Raw genomic sequence first — 16,446 nt, forward strand, 5'->3', positions numbered from 1 at the left:
TGCCTGTCCCCGCGGGGACAGGCACCTGCTGGATGCTTGCCTCACCCGCCCGACGGCAGTTCCCGCAATGGAACGCCCATGTCGCGCCAGGCTTCGGCGTGGCAGGTAAACAGCAGCACCTGGTGCCGCGAGGCGGCGTCGAACAGGGCGCGCTTGATCAGGTCGCGCCGCGCGTCGTCGGCATGGACCAGCGCATCGTCCAGCACCAGCAGCGCGGGCCGGCCGGCTTGCGCCAGCAGATCCGCGTAGGCCAGGCGCGCCAGCACGCCCAGTTGCTCGCGCGTGCCGAAACTGAGCGCCTCCAGGCCATCTTCCAGGCCGTCGCGCCGCAGCGCCACCGGCATCAGCGTCTCGTCCAGGCGCCATTGCGCGCCCGGGAACAGCAGCGCCAGGTAGTGCTGCAGGCGGCGGGCCAGGGGTTCGAGCAGGCGCTGGGTGGCGGCGGTGCGGTGTTCGTCGAGCAGGCGCCACAGCAAGTCCAGCGCCTCGGCGCGTTCCATGTATTCGGCGCGCCGCCGGGCCAGCCGCTGCAAGTCGGCCTCGGCCAGCAGCAACTGCTCGCCCAGTCCCTGGGCGCCGGCCTGCTCCAGGCGGCCCTGCAATTGCAGCAACTCGCCATGGCGGCGATGCTGGGCCTCGCGCTCCAGCGCGGCCGAACGCTCGTAGCGCTGCAGATCCTGTTCGACCAGTTCGGGCTGGTGCGCCGCCAGCGCCGCGCCGGCCTCCTTGGCGCGGCGGGCCAGGCTGTCGCGCAAGGCGCGCGCCTCGACCAGCCGCAAGCCCCGCTGGGCGCGCTGCGCGCTGCGCTGCTCGCCCGCGTAATCCTGCTGGCGCGCCTGCCATTGGGCCTGCAGCAATTGTGCGCGGGCGGCCTGGGCATCCAGTTCGGTGCGTGCCGCCACCGTTGCCCGAGCGCCATGCTCGGCAGCCTGTTCGGCCGCCCGCAGCGCCTGCTGGATTTCGGCCAGCGGCGGCATGTCCCCCGCCGCCGCCGGCGGCAAGGCCTGCAGGCGCGCCTGCTGTTGGTCGCGGCGCCGGGCCGTGGCGGCCTGCTCGGCCTGCAGGGCCGGCACACCGTCGGGAGCGTGGATGCGCAAGGCCTTGCGCGCCATGTCCAGGTCGCGCCGGGCCTGCTCGCTGGCCGCCAGGCGCGCCTCGGCGCCGGCCAGGTCGGGCACGCCCAGTTTGCCGAGCAGCGCATCGCGTTCGGCGCCGCGCGCGCGCAGCTCGTCGAGCAGGGCCGGCAGGTCGCGTCCGCCGGGCAGGATTTCCAGTTCGCCGACCCCGTCGATGCGCACGCGCGCCGCGCTGGTGATCAGCACCTGCGCGTCGCCGGCCAGCGCCACGCCGTCGAGTTCGACCTGCTTGCCCGGCAACAACCGGTGGTGCAGGCGCGTGGCCATTGCGCGCTGCTGCGCGCGTAATTCGTTGAGCAGGCGCTCCTGCTCGCGCAGGCGCGCGACGGTATCGGCATCGATGGCCGACTCCGCCAATTGCGCCTGATGCCCGGCGACCGCCGCCGCCAGTTCGGCAGCCTGCTGCAAGGCCTGCTGCTGGCGCTGCGCATCGGCCTGCAGGCGAGCCAGTTGCTCGGCCAGATCGCCGCGTTCGGCGCCGGCCTGCGCGCCGGCCAGGCGTTCGCGCCAGTGCGCCACCTGGGCAGCCAGCTCGCCCTGCCCGGCCTGCACGCGCTCGAGCGCGGCCCGGGCCGGCTCCATGGCCTGCTGCGCGGCCTGCGCGTCGTTGCGCAACTGGGCCAGCGCCTCGGCGTCATGCTGGTCGCGCCCGACCTGCTCGGCAAGCAGCGCCAGGGTCTCGCCGGCCTGCGCCAGTTCGCGCTGCAACTGCTCCAGGGCCTGGCGTTCGCGCGCGATGCCTTCCAGGCGCTGGCGCGCCTGCGCGGCCCGCTCGGCCATTGCCTGCCAGGGCTGTTCGCGCTGGGCCCGCTCATACTCGGCGCGCAGCCGCGCCAGCCGGTCGACGTCGTCGTCGACCTGGCGCTTGGCGGCGGCCAGCGTCTCGCATTGCTCGCGGGCCCGCGCCCAGGCTTCCTCGGCTTCCTTGTAGGCCCCCTTGGGCCTGCCGCCGCGCGCATCCAGCAAGGCGGCGCGCTCGGCCGCCACGCGCTCGAACAGGCGATCGCCGTCGGTGGCGGCCAGCTCGCCCGACACCTCGGTCAGCGCCGCGCGCACGTGCATGCCGGCATGCCCGGCCGGCGCCAGCAGGGTCTGCCCTTCGCCCTGCTGGATCCACAACAGACCCGGCACCCCCGCGTGCTCGGGCCGGCTCAGGCCGCGGCCCGCGAACTCGTAGCCCAGCAGCCGCGCCAACAGGTTCTCGGCTTCCTCGCCTTCATGGCGTTGCGCGCCGCCGTCGATCAGCAACTCGCAGCGCGCGCGGTGCAGAAACTGCTTGCGCAGCGAATACGCGTGGCCGTCGTGCGTGAAATCCACCGTCACCGAGGGGCGCGCGTCCGGCATGTCCCAGGGCGCCAGGTCGGCCAGCGGCTTGTTGGTGGCGTAGCGCTCCAGGAACGCGGCGCGCAGGGCCGCGACGAAGGTGCTCTTGCCCGCCTCGTTGGGGCCCACGATGATGTTCAGGCCGCCGTCCAGGTCTTCCAGCGCGACAGGCTGGCGGAATTTGCGAAACGCCTCCAGGGCGATGCGGCGCAGCTTCACGAAGCGCCCTCCGCCAGTTCGCGCTGGTATTGCAGCAGCAGCCGCAGCGCGACGCGCGCTGCGGAGGCCTGCGCGCCGTCGCCCTGCATGGCCTGCAGGCGCGCGGCGGCCGCGCCCACGTAGCCATCGACCGAAAGCGCGGCCAGGTCGGCCGCATCCGGCTCCAGCACCAGTCCGGCGCTGTCGGCGACCAGCGCGCGCACGCGCGCCGCGGCGCGCTCGACATCGCGGCGCAATGCGTCCCAGCGCGCCAGCGACAGCGCGCCGTGCAGTTCCAGGCGCAGCACGTCGCCGGCCTGCAGGCCTGCCAACCGGTGGCCCAGATCCTCGGCATCGGAAGCCAGGTCCAGCCGCTCGACCCAGTGCGACCAGCGATATTTGCCGACCTCCAGCTGGCGCACCTGCGGCGGCGCGCCTGGCGAGGCCACCTCCACGAGCAGCGCATATCCCGGGGTATTGCCGCGAAAGCGGTCGGGCTCGGGCGTGCCGGCATACCAGGTGCGTTCGTCGATGCGCAGGCAGCCATGCCAGTCGCCCAGCGCCAGATAGTCCAGCCGGGCGCGCTGCGCGCGGTCCGGCGCGATCGGGTTGGCTGCATCGGCCTGCTCGGGCAGCCGGTCGGCCACGCTGCCGTGCGCCAGCCCCACGCGCACCAGGCCCGCGGCGCTGTCCATGGTGTCGAACGCGGCGGTCACATCGTCATAGGTATGGCGCTGGGTCAGCGGCGCGGCCAGCACGGCCAGCCCCGCCTGCGGCAGCTCGACCGCGGCCGTGCCCTGGGGAACGTGGACGTTGGTGCCGATGCACTCGAGCCGGCGCGCGCGCGACCAGACGCTGTCGGCCAGCGCCGCATCGTGGTTGCCGGCGATCAGCACCCACGGGCCCTCGTAGGCCTGCATGGCGCCGAACAGGCGCCGGATCGTGCGATCGGAAACGCTTTGCGTATCGAAGACGTCGCCGGCCACCAGCACGGCGTCGACGGCCAGTTCGCTGGCCTGGGCGGCGATGCGGGCCACGGCCTCCAGCCGCGCCTCGGCCAGCACGGCCGCGTCATCGCTGTCGAACTGGCCGTATTGGCGGCCGATCTGCCAATCCGCGGTATGAATGAATCGGGTCACGAAGCTCCGGTCGGGCGCGCGCCGCGCCTGTCGTCATGCCCGGATTGTGGCACAGGCGCCGGCGCGCGCCGACGGCTCAGGCCGCGTTGTGCTGCGCGCGCGCCACGCCGCCGCCCGCCTGCCCGCCCGCGCCGTAGCGCGACAGCGCGAGGTCGTCGGCGCGGATGGCCGGCTGGCGCCCGCACACCTGGTCGGCCACCAACTGGCCCGACCCGCAGGCCATGGTCCAGCCCAGGGTGCCGTGGCCGGTGTTCAGGAACAGGTTGCCATACTTGGTAGCGCCGATGATGGGCGTGCTGTCCGGCGTCATCGGCCGCAGGCCGGTCCAGAACTCGGCCTGCTCGACCGCGCCGCTGCCGGGGGACAAATCGTTGACCACCAGCTCCAGGGTCTTGCGGCGCGCCTCCTTCAGCCGCAGGTCGAAGCCCGCCAGCTCGGCCATGCCGCCGACGCGGATGCGCTGGTCGAAGCGCGTGACCGCGACCTTGTAGGTTTCATCCAGGATGGTGGAAACCGGCGCGGCGGACTCGTCGGTCATGGGGATGGTGAGCGAATAGCCCTTGACCGGGTAGACCGGCAGATCCAGGCCCAGCGGACGCAGAAAGCCACGCGTATAGCTGCCGAACGCCGCGACGTAGCAGTCGGCCGCCAGTTGCTCGCCGCCCACGCGCACGCCAGCCACCTGCCCGCCGCGCACGTCCAGCCCCTCGACCTGCTGGTTGAAGCGGAATTGCACGCCCAGCGCCTTGGCCTTGTCGGCCAGCTGCAGGGTGAAGCGCCGGCAATCGCCGGTTTCGTCGTTGGGCAGGCGCAGGCCGCCGGCCAGCTTGTCCAGCGCGCGCGCCAGCGCCGGCTCGGCGGTGGGCAGGCGGTTGCGGTCGAGCAATTCGTACGGCACGCCGCACTCTTCGAGCACGGCAATGTCGCGCCGCGCGGCTTCCATCTGCGCGGCGGTGCGAAACAGCTGCAGCGTGCCCTGGGTGCGCTGCTCGTACTGGATGCCGGTATCGGCGCGCAAGGTGCGCAGGCAGTCGCGGCTGTATTCGGCCAGGCGCAGCATGCGTTCCTTGTTGACGCTGTAGCGGCCGGCCGAGCAATTGGCCAGCATCGCCGCCAGCCACCGCCACTGGTAGAAACTGCCGTCGGCGCGGATGGCCAGCGGCGCATGCTTCTGGAACATCCACTTCAGCGCCTTGAGCGGGATGCCGGGCGCCGCCCACGGCGTGGAGTAGCCCGGCGACACCTGGCCGGCATTGCCGTAGCTGGTTTCGTCGGCCGGCCCGGCGCGGCGCTCCAGCACCGTGACCTGCGCGCCCTGGCGCGCCAGATAATAGGCGGTCGTCGTGCCGATGACGCCGCTGCCCAGGACGATGACGTGCATAGAATCTCCCACACTCTTTTACATACGTGAATTCCTGTAGTCTAGGAGGCCCCAGGCAGTGATAATCACTAAAATCATTCCGGAACGCCGGCCTTTCCACTGGCCGCCGCGGGTTTTCTTACCTTTGGAAGTGAAATGCGCGAACTGGACCGCATCGATCGCAAAATCCTCGATATTCTGCAACGTGAAGGGCGTATATCCATTACCGAACTGGCGGAGAAAATCAGCCTGTCGGCCACGCCCTGTTCCGAGCGCGTCCGGCGCCTGGAACGCGAGGGCGTGATTACCGGCTACCATGCGCGCATCAATCCGGCGGCGCTGGGCAAGACGCTGCTGGTATTCCTGGAAATCCGCCTTTCGGCCAAGTCCGGCGATGTGTTCGACAAGGTCAAGCAGGAACTTCTGTACGTGCCCGAGGTCATGGAATGCCATCTGGTCTCGGGCGATTTCGATTATCTGGTCAAGGCGCGGCTATCGGAAATGAATGAATACCGCCGCTTGCTGGGCGAGATTCTCAAGCGCCTGCCCGCTTCGGCGGAATCGCACAGCTACGTGGTCATGGAAGAAATCAAGGAAACCCTCTACCTGCCGGTGGACCGCTGAATCCCGCCGCCCGCCATGAATCGGGGACGCTTCATCTTTTTTCTGTACCATTCTGAGCCGTATTTCATTTCATGCCCGCCGTCCGCGCCCGCCGGCGCGGCGCAGGAGCCTCATCCATGAGCCGTTTGTACCGATATTTCTTCCGCGGCCTGATCACCGTCCTGCCCATCGCGCTGACGCTGTATCTGCTGTTCATTTTCCTGGCCTGGACCGAAGCGCTGGCGCTCACCCTGCTGCGCCCGTTCATCGGCAGTTTCTATATCCCGGGCATGGGCCTGGCGCTGGGCATCCTCGGCATCCTGGCCATCGGCTACCTGGTGTCGAAACAGCGCGTGCAGCGCTGGCTGCTGCTGCTGGAAATGCCGTTTACCAACCTGCCGGTGGTCAAGAGCATCTATTCGTCGCTCAAGAGCTTCGCCGATTATTTTTCGCCCAGCGCCAAGACCAGCTCGCAGCAGGTCGTGATCCTGCGCATGCCGGGCAATCCGCTGGAACTGGTGGGCCTGGTCACCCGCCGCACGCTGGAGGGCCTGCCGGACGGGTTCACGCAGGGTGACCGCGTGGCCGTCTACCTGCCCATGGGCTACATGATCGGCGGCTACACCGTATTCGTGCCCACCGAGTGGGTGCATCCGATCCAGATGTCGGTGGAGGAAGCCATGCGCTCGTCCCTGATCGCCTGGATGGCGCGCGCCGAGAACGGCGCGGCCAGCGGCACGGTGGCCGCGCCGCCGGCGCCGCCCGCGCCCCCCGCCCCGCCGGCGGCGGGCGGCCCGCAGGCCTGATCCGCCCCAGGCCCGCGCGCCGGCGGGGCGGATCGGCGCGCCGCCTCTTGCGGATTTCGCGCCGATTGGCAATGATTGCCTCCCGCGCCGGGCCCCTCCGGCGCCACGACGGCTCAGGGAGCCTATCCATGTCCACCGCAGCGCCCGTCCCGGGCGGCATTCTGATCGCATGCGCCGCCGCCGCGGCCGACGCCAGCCAGCAAGCACTGTTGCAATATGTCCAGGGCCTGGGCCTGGCCGACGCGGTCACGCTGTCCTGCATCCGGCGCGGCGAGACCGCGGCCCTGTCGATGACCCTGGCGCCCGCGTTCCAGGCGCGCCATGCGCCCGGCCACGACACGACCGGTATCGCCGCCTCGCTGGGCTTGCGTCCCGAGCACGACAGCGGCGACCTCGAGCGCGAGATCCTGCTTGCCATCCTCGCCAGCCCGGTGGCCTTTCCCCTGCCCGACGCTGCCGAGCTGGCCTCGGCGGTGCGCATCCGCCGCCACATCGTGCAGGCGGCGCGACGCACCGCGCTGGCGTTCGATACCGAGCAGGCCGAGCGGCCGCAGGACGACTGGGTCTACGACGAGCAGCGCGGTTTCACCGTGCTGCCGGGCCGCCCGCTGGTCGAGGCGCTGCGCAAGGCCACCCAGCCCGACGAGTCGGGCCGGCTGTATTCGTTCTCCTGTTACCGCGCCACCGAATACGTGACCGTGCTGGGGATCGCCCAGGAGCTGCAGGCCTGCAACCCCGAACTGGCCGCGCGCCTGCAGCGCCAGTGGGAAACCCGCGCGGTGATGTCCGGGCTGTTCCACGACACGTTCCTGCGCGAATACGGCTCGCTGCAGGACCCGCTGCCGCCGCGCTACTACGTGCCGGGCGACCGCCTGTGGTTCCGCAACCCGGACGAGCATTCGTCCAACGTCGAAGGCTACGAAGGGTCGTGGGTGTTCTACCTGGGCTCGGGACTGTTCAACAATTTCTGGAAGCGCGACCAGCCGTACACGCTGGCCGGCAAATGCGTGGAGATCTACCACTGGCGCCACGGCGCGCGCCGCAACGAGGCCGGCAAGCTGATCATCGACGAGTCCATTGTCGAGGCGCGCGTGCACGCGACCATGGCCGACCCGCAGGCCACCGCGCGCGTGCTCGAACGCATGGTGCGCATCCGCGATCCGCAGGGCATCTACGCCGAGGGCGGCTGCATCGATGCCACGCGCGAATGCGCGCGCTGGGTCGGGCCGGGGCATACCGACATCGTGCTGCCCGACTTCCCCCGGCCCGCCTGACTCAGCGCACCTTGCCCTCCTTCCAGGCCTGCAGCAGCTTTTCATACGCGATGGTCTGGCCCTGGGGCTTTTCGTTGGCCAGCTTCTTCCATGGCGCGTGCTGGTCCGACAGCCACTTGGCCGGATCGCTCTTGGGGTTCAGCTTGGGCGCGCACTGCGCCATGCCGGCGCGCTCCAGCCGCGCCAGCACCTGATCCATTTCGTTGGCCAGCGTGTCCATGGCCTGCTGCGGCGTCTTCTCGCCCGTGACCGCGGTGGCCACGTTCTTCCACCACAGCTGCGCCAGCTTGGGATAGTCGGGCACGTTGTTGCCGGTGGGCGTCCACGCCACGCGCGCCGGGCTGCGGTAGAACTCGACCAGGCCGCCGTAGTTGGCCGCGTTCTTGGTGAAGAACTCGCTGTTGATGTCGCTGTCGCGGATGAAGGTCAGGCCGGTGATGGACTTCTTCAGCGACACCGTCTTGGACGTCACGAACTGCGCGTAGAGCCACGCGCCGGCCAGGCGGTTGGCGTCGGTGGACTTGAAGAATGTCCACGAACCGACGTCCTGGTAACCGTTCTGCATGCCATCCTTCCAGTACGGTCCATAGGGCGACGGCGCCATGCGCCACTTCGGCGTACCGTCTTCGTTGACCACCGGCAGCCCCTTCTTGGTCATGTCGGCGGTAAAGGCGGTGTACCAGAAGATCTGCTGGGCAATCTGCCCCTGCGCCGGCACCGGGCCGGATTCGGAGAAGGTCATGCCGGTGGCCTGCTGCGGCGCGTACTTCTTCATCCAGTCCACGTACTTGGTCAGCGCATAGACCGCGGCCGGGCTGTTAGTGGCCCCGCCGCGCGCCACCGAGGCGCCCACCGGCGTGCACTTGTCGTCGGCCACGCGGATGCCCCATTCGTCGACCGGCATGCCGTTGGGCAGGCCCTTGTCGGCCGCGCCGGCCATCGACAGCCAGGCGTCGGTGAAGCGCCACCCCAGCGAGGGATCCTTCTTGCCGTAGTCCATGTGGCCATAGACCCGCTTGCCATCGAGCTCCTTGACGTCGTTGGAGAAGAACTCGGCGATGTCCTCGTAGGCCGACCAGTTGGTCGGCACGCCGAGTTCGTAGCCGTACTTGGCCTTGAACTTGTCCTGCAGGTCCTTGCGCGCGAACCAGTCGGCCCGGAACCAATATACGTTGGCGAACTGCTGGTCGGGCAACTGGTACAGCTTGCCGTCGGGCGCCGTGGTGAACTTGGTGCCGATGAAGTCCTTCAGGTCCAGTCCGGGATTGGTGTACTCCTTGCCCGCGCCCGATATGTAGTCCGACAGCGGCAGGATGGCGCCATACCGGTAGTGCGTGCCGATCAGGTCCGAATCGGAGATCCAGCCGTCGTAGATGGACTTGCCCGACTGCATGGACGTCTGCAGCTTCTCGACCACGTCGCCTTCCTGGATCAGGTCGTGGTTGACCTTGATGCCGGTGATCTCGGTGAAGGCGCGCGCCAGTGTCTTGGCTTCGTACTCGTGCGTCGTGATGGTCTCGGACACCACGTTGATCTCGCTCACTCCCTTGGCCTTCAGCTTCTCGGCCGCGTCGATGAACCACTTCATTTCCGCCATCTGCTGGTCCTTGGACAGCGACGAGGGCTGGAACTCGCTGTCCACCCATTTCCTCGCCTCCGGCTCGCCAGCCCAGGCCGCCTGCGTCCCGATCAGGGCGATGGCGGCCGCCATGGCATGCATGCGCATTTTCATGACTTGTCTCCTCGATGCGCCTCCCCTGTCTTTGCTGCGGGACGCCGGGCCGGGGAAGGCTGGGCCGTTGTCCTGGTAAGACCCCCAACGATTTTCCGGGGCAGCGGATGCGTGCCGCTACCCTTTGCGCATCACCAGCGCCAGCACCACCATCGACAGCACAAAACCGATCCAGACCGTGGGCGGCTGGTCCAGCGCGAACCACTCCATCGCCTTGCTGCCCAGCCCCACGTAGGCGAGATTGATCCAGGCCGCGATCATCAGGCCGATGAACAGGCGGTCGCCGCGCGTGGTGGCAATGGGCAGGAACCCCTTGCGCAGGCGCGTGGGCGAGCGCAGCTCCCAGATCGTCATGCCCGCCAGCATCAGCGCGATGCAGGCGAAGAACACCGCCACCGGCGTCGTCCATACCATCCAGCCGAACATGGCGCCCTCCCCTCAGACCCGGCCCATCGCGAAGCCCTTCGCGATGTAGTGCCGCACGAACCAGATCACGATGGCGCCCGGCACGATGGTCAGCACGCCCGCGGCGGCCAGCACGCCCCAGTCCATGCCCGAGGCCGACACGGTGCGCGTCATGGTGGCCACGATGGGCTTGGCGTTGACCGAGGTCAGCGTGCGCGCCAGCAGCAGTTCCACCCAGCTGAACATGAAGCAGAAGAACGCCGCCACCCCCACCCCGGCCTTGATCAGCGGCAGGAAAATGGTGAGGAAAAAACGCGGGAAGCTGTAGCCGTCCACATAGGCCGTCTCGTCGATCTCGCGCGGCACGCCCGACATGAACCCCTCCAGGATCCACACCGCCAGCGGCACGTTGAACACCAGGTGCGCCAGCGCCACCGCCAGGTGGGTATCCATCAGTCCCAGCGAGGTGTACAGCTGGAAGAAAGGCAACAGGAACACCGCCGGCGGCGTCATGCGGTTGGTCAGCAGCCAGAAGAACACGTGCTTGTCGCCGATGAAGCGATACCGCGAGAACGCATAGGCGGCCGGCAGCGCCACCGCCAGCGAGATCACCGTGTTGATCAGCACGTAGATCAGCGAATTGATGTAGCCCGAATACCAGGCCGGATCGGTGAAGATGGTGCGATAGTGCTCGACCGTGAAGTCGCTGGGCCACAGCGTCAGGCTGCCGAGGATCTCGGTATTGGTCTTGAACGACATGTTGACCATCCAGTACAGCGGCAGCACGGCGAACAGCAGGTACAGCGCGAGAAAGATCCCGCGCCAGGACGAACGGCGCTCAGCCATGGCGGCTCTCCTCGTCCAGCCCGCCGGCGGTGCCGGCGCGCTGCATCCAGTTGTAAAGCACGAAGCACAGCAGCAGGATGATCAGGAAGTAGACGATCGAAAACGCCGCCGCCGGGCCCAGGTCGAACTGCCCCACCGCCTTCTGGGTCAGGTACTGCGACAGGAAGGTGGTGGCGTTGCCCGGCCCGCCGCCGGTCAGCACGAAAGGCTCGGTGTAGATCATGAAGCTGTCCATGAAGCGCAGCAGCACGGCGATCATCAGCACGCCGCGCAGCTTGGGCAGCTGGATATAGCGGAACACCGCGAAGGCCGACGCGCCGTCGATGCGCGCGGCCTGGTAATAGGCGTCCGGAATCGCGCGCAGGCCGGCGTAGCACAGCAGCGCCACCAGCGGGGTCCAGTGCCATACGTCCATGACCAGGACGGTCAGCCACGCGTCCAGCGCGTCGCCGGTGTAGTTGTAGTCCAGCCCCAGCGCCGCCAGGGCCGCGCCCAGCAGGCCGATGTCGGTGCGCCCGAACACCTGCCAGATGGTGCCCACCACGTTCCAGGGAATCAGCAGCGACAGCGCGATGACGACCAGCACGGCCGAAGCCCGCCAGCCGCTGGCCGGCATGGCCAGCGCCAGCAGGATGCCCAGCGGGATCTCGATCAGCAGCACCGCCAGCGAAAAGCCGATCTGGCGCCACAGCGCGCCATGCAGCTCTTCGTCCTGCAATACCGCGGCGAACCATTCGGTGCCCACGAAGACGCGCCGGTCGGGCGCGATGATGTCCTGCACCGAGTAGTTGACGATGGTCATCAGCGGCAGGATGGCCGAGAACGCCACGCACAGCACCACGGGCAGCACCAGCAGCCAGGCCCGGTGATCGATCGGTTTCATCGGATCAGCTCCTCGTCGCGGTAAAAGCAGGTATGGCGATTGAGCACCGCCAGCCAGACGGTGTCGCCGGCGCCGGGCAGCGCCGCATCCAGCGGCAGACGCGCCCGCAGCGCGTTGGATTCGAACTCGGCGCCCAGCAAGGCATAGGTACCGACGTCCTGCACCCGCACCACCCGCACCGGCAGCGCGCCAGGCGTGTGCGGGGCGACCAGGCGCAGGTACTCGGGCCGCACGCCCAGCTTTACCGGCCCACCCTGCGCCAGCGCTTCTGCCTGGCCGGCCGTCAGCCCCTCCAGGCGTTGCGAACCTATGCGCAGGGCGCCGTCGCGCCACTCGGCCGGCAGGAAATTCATGCCGGGCGAACCGATGAAATGACCCACGAACGTATGCGCGGGCCGCTCGAACAGGTCGTCGGGCGTGCCCACCTGCACCGCGCGTCCGCGCGACATCACCATCACCCGCTCGGCGAACGTCAGGGCCTCGGTCTGGTCGTGCGTGACATAGATCAGGGTCAGCTTGAACTCGTGGTGGATTTCCTTCAGCTTGCGCCGCAACTCCCACTTCAGGTGCGGGTCGATGACCGTCAGCGGCTCGTCGAACAGGATGGCCGACACATCGCTGCGCACCAGGCCGCGCCCCAGCGAGATCTTCTGCTTGGCGTCCGCCGTCAGGCCGCTGGCGCGGCGCTCCAGCACCGCCGACAGCTCCAGCATTTCGGCGATGCGGCCGACCCGCTCGCGGATATGCGCCTGCGGCACGCCGCGGTTGCGCAGCGGAAAGGCCAGGTTGTCGGCCACCGTCATCGTGTCGTAGACCACCGGAAACTGGAAGACCTGGGCGATGTTGCGTTGCTGCGGCGTGCGGCCGGTCACATCCTGGCCGTCGAACAGCACCCGGCCCTGCGAAGGCCGCAGCAGGCCGGACACGCAATTGAGCAAGGTGGTCTTGCCGCAGCCCGACGGCCCCAGCAAGGCGTAGGCCCCGCCGTCCTCGAAGGTGAAGCGCAGCGGCAGCAGCGCGTAGTCGTCCTCGCCGCGCGGATCGGAGCCATAGGCGTGCGCCAGGTCAAGCTCGATGCTGGCCATCAGCGCTCCTCCCCGGCGCGGCGCGGCGCCGCCAGCAGCGCGCCGTCCGGCCCGAAGGCGTAGCTGTCGGCCGGATCGAAATGCAGCGTCAGGCGCGAATCCAGCGGATAGCGGTGCACGCCGGTCAATTGCGCCACGACCGGGCCGGCGGGCGTGCGCACATGCACGAACGAATCCGATCCGGAAATCTCGGCCAGCTCCACCACGCCCGGCAAGGCCACGTCGGCGGCGCGCGCCTCGGTGCGGAACACCCCGGCGCGCAGTCCCGCCGTCAGCGCATCGTCGCCGGTCTCCGGCGGCGGCAGCGCGCACGGCACCATCACGCCCGAGGCCAGCATGAAACCGCCGTTGGCGCGTCGCGCCGGGAACAGGTTCATGGGGGGATCGCTGAAGGCCCGCGCCACCCGGATGGAATTGGGGCGATGGAAGACCTCGGCGGTCGGACCGTATTGCAGCAGCCGGCCGGCGTCGAGCACCGCGGTATGGCCGCCCAGCAGCAGGGCCTCGGCGGGCTCGGTGGTGGCATAGACCACGGTCGAGCGCCCCTGGGCGAACAGGCCGGCCAGCTCTTCGCGCAAGGCTTCGCGCAGCTTGTAGTCCAGATTGACCAGCGGTTCGTCCAGCAGCACCAGCGGCGCATCCTTGACCAGCGCGCGCGCCAGCGCCACGCGCTGCTGCTGGCCGCCGGACAGTTCGGACGGATAGCGCTCCAGCAGGTGCTCGATATGCAGGCGTTCGGCCATGGCCCGCACGCGCGCCGGGATATCGGCGGCGCCGCGCAGGCGCAGCGGCGAGGCGATGTTGTCGGCCACCCGCATCGACGGGTAGTTGATGAACTGCTGGTACACCATGGCGACGTTGCGCTGGCGCACCGGCACGCCGGTGACATCGGCCCCGTCGACCAGCGCCTTGCCCTCGGTGGGGCGGTCCAGCCCGGCCATGATGCGCATCACCGAGGTCTTGCCGGCCAGGGTCGCCCCCAGCAGCACGGTCATGGCGCCCGGCGCGGGCTGCAAGCTGAGCGGGTACAGGTGTACCTGTGACCCCGCGCGCAGTTGAATTCCGTCCAGAACCAGCTGCATCTCTCCTCCGGCAAACGCGGTACGATTGCTTTCGTTGCTTTCTTTGCGTTTTAACGAACAAGCGAAAGAAAAACAATCTTGCACCGCGTCATTATTTTTCGGTTTTGTTGTTTTATGATGCGAACATGACCCTCAATCCCAGACAAAGCGCCCTGGTCGAACTGGTTCGCACCCAGGGCTCGGCCACCATCGAAGCGCTGGCGCGCCATTTCGACGTTACCCTGCAGACCGTGCGGCGCGACGTCAACCTGCTTTCCGAAGCAGGCATGCTGTCGCGCTTTCATGGCGGCGTGCGGATCGAGTCGTCGACCATCGAGAACATCGCCTACCGCAAGCGCCAGGGGCTGCACGCCGAGGGCAAGCGCCGCATCGCCGAGGCGGTGGCCCGCGCGGTGCCCGACGGCTGTTCGCTGCTGATCAACATCGGCACGACCACCGAAGCCATCGCGCGCGCCCTGCTGCGCCATCGCGGCCTGCGCGTCATCACCAACAACCTGCACGTGGCCGACATCCTGTCCGACAACCCGGATTGCGAAGTCATCGTGGCCGGGGGCGTGGTGCGTTCGCGCGACCGCGGCATCGTCGGCGAGGCCACGCTGGACTTCATCCGCCAGTTCAAGGTCGACATCGGCCTGATCGGCATATCCGGCATCGAGGCCGACGGTACCTTGCGCGACTACGACTTTCGCGAGGTGCGCGTGGCGCGCGCCATCATCGAACAATCGCGCGAGGTCTGGCTGGCCGCCGATAGCAGCAAGTTCCAGCGCCAGGCCATGGTCGAGCTGGCGCATGTCTCGCGCATCCACCGCTTCTTCACCGACGCCCAGCCGCAAGAGTCGCTGGCCCAGGTGCTGCAGGACGCCGGCGTGCGCTGCGACGTCGCCGCGCAGTCGGCAGGCGCCGCCACGGCCTGAGCGCCTGCCCAGCCCCTTTTCCCGCCCCGAACAGAATCCATGACCGCCCCTACCCTCGCTCCCATCGACCCGCCCGCGCGCGCGCAACTGCTTGCCGACCTGCAAGGCGCCCCCGATTGGGATGTCATCGTCATCGGCGGCGGCGCCACCGGCCTGGGCACCGCCGTCGATGCCGCCGCGCGCGGCTACCGCACCCTGCTGGTCGAGGCCGCCGACTTCGCCAAGGGCACCTCCAGCAAGGCCACCAAGCTGGTGCACGGCGGCGTGCGCTACCTGGCGCAGGGCAATATCAGCCTGGTGCGCGAGGCCCTGCACGAACGCGGCCTGCTCAACCGCAACGCGCCGCACCTGGTGTGGCCGCTGGGCTTCGTCGTGCCGGCCTACAGCCTGCTGGACCAGCCGTTCTACGGCGTCGGCCTGAAGATGTACGACATGCTGGCCGGCAAGCTGAACCTGGCGCCCAGCCGCTGGCTGTCGCGCGGCGAAACGCTGCGCCACGCCGCCACCGTGGCCGAGCGCGTCAATGGACGAGCCTTGCGCGGCGGCATCCTGTACTACGACGGCCAGTTCGACGACGCGCGCCTGGCCATCGCCCTGATGCGCACCCTGTACGACCTGGGCGGCGTGGCGCTGAACTATGCGCGCGCGGTCGGCCTGACGCGCACGGACGGCCGCGTCGACGGCGTGACGGTGGCCGACGCGCTGGGCGAGCTGCGCGTGACGCTGCGCGCCAAATGCGTGGTCAACGCCACCGGCGTGTGGGTCGACGCGGTGCGCCGCATGGACGACCCCGCCGCGCAGACCATGGTGGCGCCCAGCCAGGGCGTGCACCTGACGCTGCCGCGCGACTTCCTGCCCGGCGAAGACGCCATTCTCATACCCAAGACCGACGACGGCCGAGTGCTGTTCGTGGTGCCCTGGAACGGCCACACCATCGTCGGCACCACCGACACGCCACGCACCGACCTGCCGCTCGATCCGCAGGCCGGCCAGAACGAAATCGACTTCATCCTTGCCACCGCGGCGCGCTACCTGAGCCGCAAGCCCACCCGCGCCGACGTGACCAGCGTGTGGGCCGGCCTGCGCCCGCTGGTCAAGGCCACCGGCGAAGCCTCGACCAAGTCGCTGTCGCGCGAACACACCATCGTGGTCTCCAAGGGCGGGCTGGTCACGGTCACCGGCGGCAAATGGACCACCTACCGCAAGATGGCCCAGGATGTGGTCGACACCGCCATCCAGCACAAGCTGCTGGCCGCGGCGCCATGCCGCACGTCCGAGCTGCCGCTGCATGGCGCGCCGACCGACGGGCAGCCCAGCGGCGCGCCCCACGGCACGCCCGACAGCTACTACGGCACCGACCTGGCGACGCTGCGCGCGCTGCCTGGCGCCGACCGCATGCTGGTCAAGGCCAGCGCCCTGACCGAGGCGCACGTGCGCTATGCCGCCCGCCACGAACTCGCGCGCACCGTGGAGGACGTGCTGGCCCGCCGCAATCGCGCCCTGTTCCTGGACGCCGAGGCCGCCCTGCTGGCCGCGCCCGAAGTGGCCCGCATCCTGGCGCAGGAACTCGGCCACGACGAAGCCTGGAGCCGCGCCACGCTGGCCGAGTTCGAGGCCGTGGCCGCGCACTACCGGCTGGCCTGATATAGTTAGCCCCGAC

The 16,446-nt window shown here is 69.2% G+C and carries 14 protein-coding genes; 5 read left to right on the forward strand and 9 right to left on the reverse strand.

What is annotated here, in order from left to right; translation table 11 throughout:
- Positions 1-41 precede the first annotated feature (41 nt).
- The 3 genes from LK409_RS13535 to LK409_RS13545 all read right to left on the reverse strand — a co-directional run bounded on the left by LK409_RS13535 (position 42) and on the right by LK409_RS13545 (position 5,177).
- Positions 42-2,678: an AAA family ATPase gene (locus tag LK409_RS13535; protein WP_010928889.1), complete on the reverse strand. Its 2,637-nt coding sequence runs from the start codon at positions 2,676-2,678 to the stop codon at positions 42-44.
- A complete protein-coding gene (locus LK409_RS13540) occupies positions 2,675-3,796 on the reverse strand; it encodes a metallophosphoesterase family protein (RefSeq protein ID WP_003810961.1) in 1,122 nt (373 codons plus the stop codon). The genes LK409_RS13535 and LK409_RS13540 overlap by 4 nt, the downstream gene beginning before the upstream one ends.
- Positions 3,797-3,872: 76 nt before the next feature.
- Positions 3,873-5,177 (reverse strand): D-amino acid dehydrogenase, encoded by a 1,305-nt coding sequence (locus tag LK409_RS13545; RefSeq protein WP_010928890.1) that lies wholly within the window; start codon positions 5,175-5,177, stop codon positions 3,873-3,875.
- A gap of 135 nt (positions 5,178-5,312) precedes the next feature.
- On the opposite strand from LK409_RS13545, the gene LK409_RS13550 reads away from it, so the two are divergent.
- The 3 genes from LK409_RS13550 to LK409_RS13560 all read left to right on the forward strand — a co-directional run bounded on the left by LK409_RS13550 (position 5,313) and on the right by LK409_RS13560 (position 7,839).
- Positions 5,313-5,780, forward strand: a complete 468-nt coding sequence (locus LK409_RS13550) for a winged helix-turn-helix transcriptional regulator (protein ID WP_003810957.1) — start codon at positions 5,313-5,315, stop codon at positions 5,778-5,780.
- A 116-nt stretch (positions 5,781-5,896) separates the two neighbouring features.
- Positions 5,897-6,565, forward strand: a complete 669-nt coding sequence (locus tag LK409_RS13555; protein ID WP_033446889.1) for a DUF502 domain-containing protein — start codon at positions 5,897-5,899, stop codon at positions 6,563-6,565.
- 128 nt (positions 6,566-6,693) lie between these two features.
- The gene (locus LK409_RS13560) at positions 6,694-7,839 is read left to right on the forward strand and encodes a lipoprotein (RefSeq protein ID WP_003810953.1); all 1,146 of its coding nucleotides are present in this window, start codon (positions 6,694-6,696) and stop codon (positions 7,837-7,839) included.
- 1 nt (position 7,840) lies between these two features.
- On the opposite strand, the gene LK409_RS13565 is transcribed toward LK409_RS13560, so the two are convergent.
- The 6 genes from LK409_RS13565 to LK409_RS13590 form a co-directional block, all read right to left on the reverse strand.
- Positions 7,841-9,571, reverse strand: a complete 1,731-nt coding sequence (locus LK409_RS13565; RefSeq protein WP_003810951.1) for an ABC transporter substrate-binding protein — start codon at positions 9,569-9,571, stop codon at positions 7,841-7,843.
- 117 nt (positions 9,572-9,688) lie between these two features.
- A complete protein-coding gene (locus LK409_RS13570) occupies positions 9,689-9,997 on the reverse strand; it encodes a DUF2160 domain-containing protein (RefSeq protein ID WP_003810949.1) in 309 nt (102 codons plus the stop codon).
- Between the two features lie 12 nt (positions 9,998-10,009).
- Positions 10,010-10,822, reverse strand: a complete 813-nt coding sequence (locus LK409_RS13575) for a carbohydrate ABC transporter permease (RefSeq protein WP_003810948.1) — start codon at positions 10,820-10,822, stop codon at positions 10,010-10,012.
- Positions 10,815-11,705, reverse strand: coding sequence for a carbohydrate ABC transporter permease (locus LK409_RS13580; protein WP_003810946.1), 891 nt, complete (start codon positions 11,703-11,705; stop codon positions 10,815-10,817). Before LK409_RS13580 ends, LK409_RS13575 begins: the two co-directional genes overlap by 8 nt.
- Positions 11,702-12,790 carry an ABC transporter ATP-binding protein gene (locus LK409_RS13585; RefSeq protein WP_010928891.1) on the reverse strand — a complete coding sequence of 363 codons (1,089 nt, stop codon included), beginning with the start codon at positions 12,788-12,790 and terminating at the stop codon, positions 11,702-11,704. Before LK409_RS13585 ends, LK409_RS13580 begins: the two co-directional genes overlap by 4 nt.
- Positions 12,790-13,872, reverse strand: coding sequence for an ABC transporter ATP-binding protein (locus LK409_RS13590; protein WP_010928892.1), 1,083 nt, complete (start codon positions 13,870-13,872; stop codon positions 12,790-12,792). Before LK409_RS13590 ends, LK409_RS13585 begins: the two co-directional genes overlap by 1 nt.
- A gap of 125 nt (positions 13,873-13,997) precedes the next feature.
- Between LK409_RS13590 and LK409_RS13595 the strand changes: the two genes are divergently transcribed.
- Positions 13,998-14,786, forward strand: coding sequence for a DeoR/GlpR family DNA-binding transcription regulator (locus LK409_RS13595; RefSeq protein ID WP_041937438.1), 789 nt, complete (start codon positions 13,998-14,000; stop codon positions 14,784-14,786).
- A 39-nt stretch (positions 14,787-14,825) separates the two neighbouring features.
- Positions 14,826-16,430: a glycerol-3-phosphate dehydrogenase/oxidase gene (locus LK409_RS13600; protein ID WP_010928894.1), complete on the forward strand. Its 1,605-nt coding sequence runs from the start codon at positions 14,826-14,828 to the stop codon at positions 16,428-16,430.
- Positions 16,431-16,446: the final 16 nt, after the last annotated feature.

Source organism: Bordetella parapertussis, from assembly GCF_020735925.1.
GTDB classification, from domain to species: domain Bacteria; phylum Pseudomonadota; class Gammaproteobacteria; order Burkholderiales; family Burkholderiaceae_B; genus Bordetella; species Bordetella pertussis.